This window comes from Micromonospora arborensis (assembly GCF_003205615.1).
GTDB classification, from domain to species: domain Bacteria; phylum Actinomycetota; class Actinomycetes; order Mycobacteriales; family Micromonosporaceae; genus Micromonospora; species Micromonospora arborensis.
On the sequence record NZ_PYBV01000005.1, the window covers coordinates 497,879 to 502,544 of the forward strand.

Here is a 4,666-nt window from a genome sequence, read left to right on the forward strand (position 1 = left end):
CCGCGGGGTGGGCCGGGCGGTCGGCGGCGACGAGGGCGGCGGTGCGCGGCCCCAGCCCGAGCCGGGCGGCGGCGGTCAGGTCGGCGGGGGTGTCCACGTCCCGGCGCAGACTGGGCCAGTCGCCGCTCAGCGGCAGCGCCCCGCTGGCCGCGTGCGCGACCGCCGAGCCCACCCCGAAGCGGGGATCCAGCGGTACGCCCGGAGGGGCGGTGAGCAACGTCGTGCCGCTGCCGGGCGCGTCCGGCACGAAACGGCGTACCGCGGGTCGGCCGTTCTGTGCCGCGAGCAGCGCGCCGGCCAGCTCGGTCGGGCGCAGCGCCGGCAGATCCGCGGTGAGCCCGGCCACCCACCCGGCGAGGGTCCCGGCCGCGCCGTGTCGGAACGCGGCGTTCAGGCCGGCGTCCGGCCCGTCGGGCAGCACCCGCGCGCCGGCGGCCCGCGCCGCCGCCGCCACCCGGGCGTCGTCGGTCACCACCAGGGCCTCGGCGACCGCCGGGCAGGCTAGCACCGCACGGAGCGTGTCGGCCGCCAGCGCCAGCGCCAGCTCCTCGTGCGGTACGCCGGGCAGCGCGCCCCGCAGGCGGCTCTTGGCCGCCGCCAGATGCTTCACCGGCACCACCACGGCCCACCTCGGCTGACTCACGTCCGCAATCCTGCCAGCCGGACGGCGGGACCCTCGCTGGCCGTACCGGGGGCGAGCAGGCATGATTTCCGCTGCGGGTGTCGCGGGCGGGGTCTGGCGGCGCGGGGTCGGGCGCGAGGAGGAGGCACAGTGGCACGGCGGAGGCTGGGGTTCTGGCAACGGTTCGCCGTGGGGCTGGTGAAGCCCGTGATGACCGTGTGGACCCGGCGTACCTGGCGTGGCCAGGAGCACCTCCGCCGCGACGGCGGTGTGATCATCGTCGCGAACCACATCTCGCACGCCGACCCGCTGGTCTCCGCGCACTTCATCTTCGACTCCGGGCTCTGGCCGCAGTACCTGGGCAAGGCCAGCGTGTTCCGGGTGCCGTTGGTCGGCTGGCTCCTGCACCGGTGCCGGCAGATCCCGGTCGAGCGGGGCACCGTCGACGCGGTCCGCTCACTGGATTCGCTGGTCGCCGCACTCGATCAGGGTGGCGCCGTGGTGATCTACCCGGAGGGCACCACCACCCGACAGCCCGAGCTGTGGCCGATGAAGGCCAAGACCGGAGCCGCCCGGCTGGCCCTGGCCACCGGCGCCCCCGTCGTACCGGTGGTCATGTGGGGGCCGGAGCGGCTCTTCGACCCGCGGACCAGCCGCGTCAACCCGCGCCCCCGGATCCCGGTGACCGTTGTCGCCGGGGAACCGATCGACCTGAGCCGGTGGGCGGACGCCCAGCCGACCCGGGCCACCCTCGAAGAGATGACGGAAACCATCATGTTGCGGCTGCGGGACATGCTCGCCGAGATCCGTGGCGGCACCCCGCCGCCGCTGTGGCAGCGAACGACCCGGTCCTCCGCCGGACGCGAGCAGCAGGGCGGCGAGGCATGAGCGTGCGAAGCGAGCGAATCATCAGGCTCAGCACCGGCGCCGGTCAGGCCCCCGCGGAGCGAAGCGGAGCGGTGGCATGACCGGCCACGTCGCGGTGCTCGGTGCCGGGTCGTGGGGTACCGCGTTCGCCAAGATCCTCGCGGACGCGGGGCGCGACGTGACGGTGTGGGCCCGTCGTGCGCCGGTCGCCGAGAGCATCCGGGTCGAACGCCGCAACCCGGAGTACCTGCCCGGCGTGCTGTTGCCAGCCGGTGTCACCGCCACCGCCGACGCGGCCGAGGCGATCACCGGCGCCGAGGTGGTGGTGCTGGCCGTGCCGTCGCAGACGCTGCGCGGCAACCTCGCCGAGTGGGCCGGGCACCTGCACCCGGACTCGACCCTGGTGTCGCTGATGAAGGGCATCGAGCTCGGCACCACCAAACGGATGAGCGAGGTCATCGTGGAGACCGCCGGGGTCGCCGCGGACCGCGTGGTCGTCGTCTCCGGTCCGAACCTGGCCCCGGAGATCGCCGCCGAGCAGCCCGCCGCGACCGTGGTCGCCGGCACGAACAGCCACCGCACTGTGCTCGTGCAGTCGTCGATCCGGACGCCCTACCTGCGCCCCTACACCAACGACGACGTGATCGGCTGTGAGCTGGGCGGTGCGGTCAAGAACGTGATCGCCCTGTCGTACGGCATCGCCACCGCGATGGGTTTCGGCGACAACACCCGCGCCATGCTGATGACCCGGGGGCTGGCCGAGACGGCCCGGCTGGGTGTGGCGCTCGGCGCGGACCCGATCACCTTCGCCGGCCTCGCGGGCATGGGCGACCTGGTCGCCTCCTGCTCGTCCCCGTTGGCCCGCAACCGCACCTTCGGCGAGCATCTGGGCCGGGGTGAGACGTTGGAGCAGGCCCAGGCCGCCACCCGGCAGACCGCCGAGGGCGTGAAGAGCTGCCTGGCGATCCGCGACCTCGCCCGGGCGCACGGTGTGGAGATGCCGATCACCGAGCACGTCGAGCGGATCTGTCACGAGGGGATGGACCCGCGTCTCGCCGTGGAGAACCTGATGAGCCGAACCGCCAAGCCCGAGTCGTACGAGTGAGGATCCGATGAGCGAGTTGGGAGACGGGACCCGCTGCGTACGCGCCGGCCTGCCCGAGCCGGCACCGGGGGACCCGTTCCTGCCCGGGCCGGTCTTCGCCGCGCCGTATCACCTTGACCCGTGGCAGGGCCAGGGCACGTCGCCGAACGGCTACGGCCGCCCCGACAACCCGACCCGACGGCTGCTGGAGGCGGCCGTGGGCGAGTTGGAAGGCGGTGACTGTCGAGTCTTCGCGACCGGGCAGGCGGCCATCACCGGCCTGCTGCTCACCCTGCTGCGCCCGGGGGACACCGTGGTGCTGCCCAGCGACGGATACTTCCCGGTCCGGGCGTTCGCCACCGACGTGTTGGGGGCGATCGGCGTCCGGGTGCTCTTCGTGCCGACCGTCGGGCCGTACCCGTCGTTCGAGGGTGTCCGGTTGGTGCTGGTGGAGACGCCGGCCAACCCGGGCCTGGACGTGGTCGACGTGGCGGCCCTGGCCGCGGAGGCGCACGCCGCCGGCGCGCTGCTCGCGGTGGACAACACCACCGCCACCCCGCTGGGTCAGCGCCCGCTGGACCTCGGTGCCGACCTGGTGGTCGCCTCCGGCACCAAGGCGCTCACCGGCCACTCCGACCTGCTGCTGGGCTACCTGGCCAGCCGGTCCACCGAGCTGATCGAGGCGGTGACGAAATGGCGTACCACCACCGGGGCGGTCCCGGGCGCGTTCGACGCCTGGCTGGCACACCGGTCGCTGGCCACTCTCGACCTGCGTCTGGCCCGGCAGAGCGCGAACGCCGCCGCCGTCGCCGAACTGCTCGCCGGCCGGGCGGACGTGACCGCCGTGCGTTGGCCCGGGCGGCCCGAGGACCCCGCGTACCCGGTGGCGTCGGCGCAGATGCGCCGGATGCCGGGGGTGCTCTCGTTCGACCTGGGTGACGCCGACCGGGTGGGCCGATTCATCGACGCCGCCCGGCTGGTGGCGGCGGCGACCTCCTTCGGTGGCCTGCACACCACCGCGGACCGGCGGGCGCAGTGGGGCGACGACACCGCCCCCGGCTTCGTCCGGCTGTCCTGCGGTGTGGAGGACACCCCCGACCTGGTGGCCGACATCAGCGCCGCGCTCGACGCCGCCGGCGGGGTCTGAGTTATCGTGTCGGCGGCCCAGATCGGTGGGCCGCCGACCGTGAGGAGGTGAGTCCGATCCGCCGACCAGCAGGACCGGCCCTTCCTCCCAGGTCCACGTCGCGATAGCGACCCTCGGGAGCGCCGGACGTTCACCCGGAGGTCCCCATGACAACACCACTTTCCACTGACCGGTCCGCACTCGTGGGCCGGCTGCGCGCCGCCGGCTGTGTCTACGCCGAGGACGAGGCGGACCTGCTGCTGGCCGCCGCCGACGATCCGGCGATGTTGGCCGACCTGACCGAGCGTCGGGTGGCCGGCGAGCCGTTGGAGTATCTGCTCGGCTGGGCGGAGTTCTGCGGTCTGCGGATCGCCGTCGACGCGGGCGTCTTCGTGCCGCGCGGCCGGACGGCCCTGCTGGTCGAGGTGGCGGCCGCGCTGACCGGCCCGGCCCCGGCCGTGGTCGACCTCTGCTGTGGGTCCGGGGCCACCACCGTCGCGCTGGCGCACCGCCTCACTCCGCGCTGGCTGGCCGCCGCCGACATCGACCCCGCTGCGGTGGCGTGCGCCCGCCGTAACCTCGCCGGGCTGGCCGCCGAGGTGTTCGAGGGCGACCTGTTCGCGCCGCTGCCCGGGCAGTGGCGGGGTCGGCTGGACCTGGTGGTCGCCAACGCCCCGTACGTGCCGACCGACGCGGTTGCGCTGATGCCGCCGGAGGCACGGCTGCACGAGGCCCCCGTGGCGCTCGACGGCGGACCGGACGGGCTCTCCGTGCTGCGTCGGGTGGGTGCCGACGCGGCCCGCTGGCTGGCCCCCGGTGGACACCTGGTGGTCGAGGCCGGGACCACGCAGGTGGAGGCGCTCTGCGCCGCGTTCGACGCGGCCGGCCTGGTGCCGACCGTTCGACACGACGAGGACCTGGACGCCACAGCAGTAACCGCCCAACGCCCCTAACCCCACCCCACCCC

5 protein-coding genes are annotated in these 4,666 nt (G+C 74.5%); 4 read left to right on the forward strand and 1 reads right to left on the reverse strand.

The features are described 5' to 3' along the window. Positions 1-643, reverse strand: a 643-nt coding sequence (gene cofC, locus C7C45_RS05370) for a 2-phospho-L-lactate guanylyltransferase (RefSeq protein WP_110562488.1), incomplete at its 3' end; no start/stop codon positions are given. 129 nt (positions 644-772) lie between these two features. Here cofC and C7C45_RS05375 point away from each other — a divergent pair. From C7C45_RS05375 to C7C45_RS05390, 4 genes are all read left to right on the forward strand, one after another. Further along, positions 773-1,510 carry a lysophospholipid acyltransferase family protein gene (locus C7C45_RS05375; protein WP_110562489.1) on the forward strand — a complete coding sequence of 246 codons (738 nt, stop codon included), beginning with the start codon at positions 773-775 and terminating at the stop codon, positions 1,508-1,510. A gap of 76 nt (positions 1,511-1,586) precedes the next feature. Next, positions 1,587-2,594 (forward strand): NAD(P)H-dependent glycerol-3-phosphate dehydrogenase, encoded by a 1,008-nt coding sequence (locus C7C45_RS05380; protein WP_110562490.1) that lies wholly within the window; start codon positions 1,587-1,589, stop codon positions 2,592-2,594. A 7-nt stretch (positions 2,595-2,601) separates the two neighbouring features. Next, positions 2,602-3,720 (forward strand): cystathionine gamma-lyase, encoded by a 1,119-nt coding sequence (locus C7C45_RS05385; RefSeq protein WP_110562491.1) that lies wholly within the window; start codon positions 2,602-2,604, stop codon positions 3,718-3,720. Positions 3,721-3,866: 146 nt separating this feature from the next. Beyond that, the gene (locus tag C7C45_RS05390) at positions 3,867-4,652 is read left to right on the forward strand and encodes a putative protein N(5)-glutamine methyltransferase (RefSeq protein ID WP_110562492.1); all 786 of its coding nucleotides are present in this window, start codon (positions 3,867-3,869) and stop codon (positions 4,650-4,652) included. Positions 4,653-4,666 lie beyond the last annotated feature (14 nt).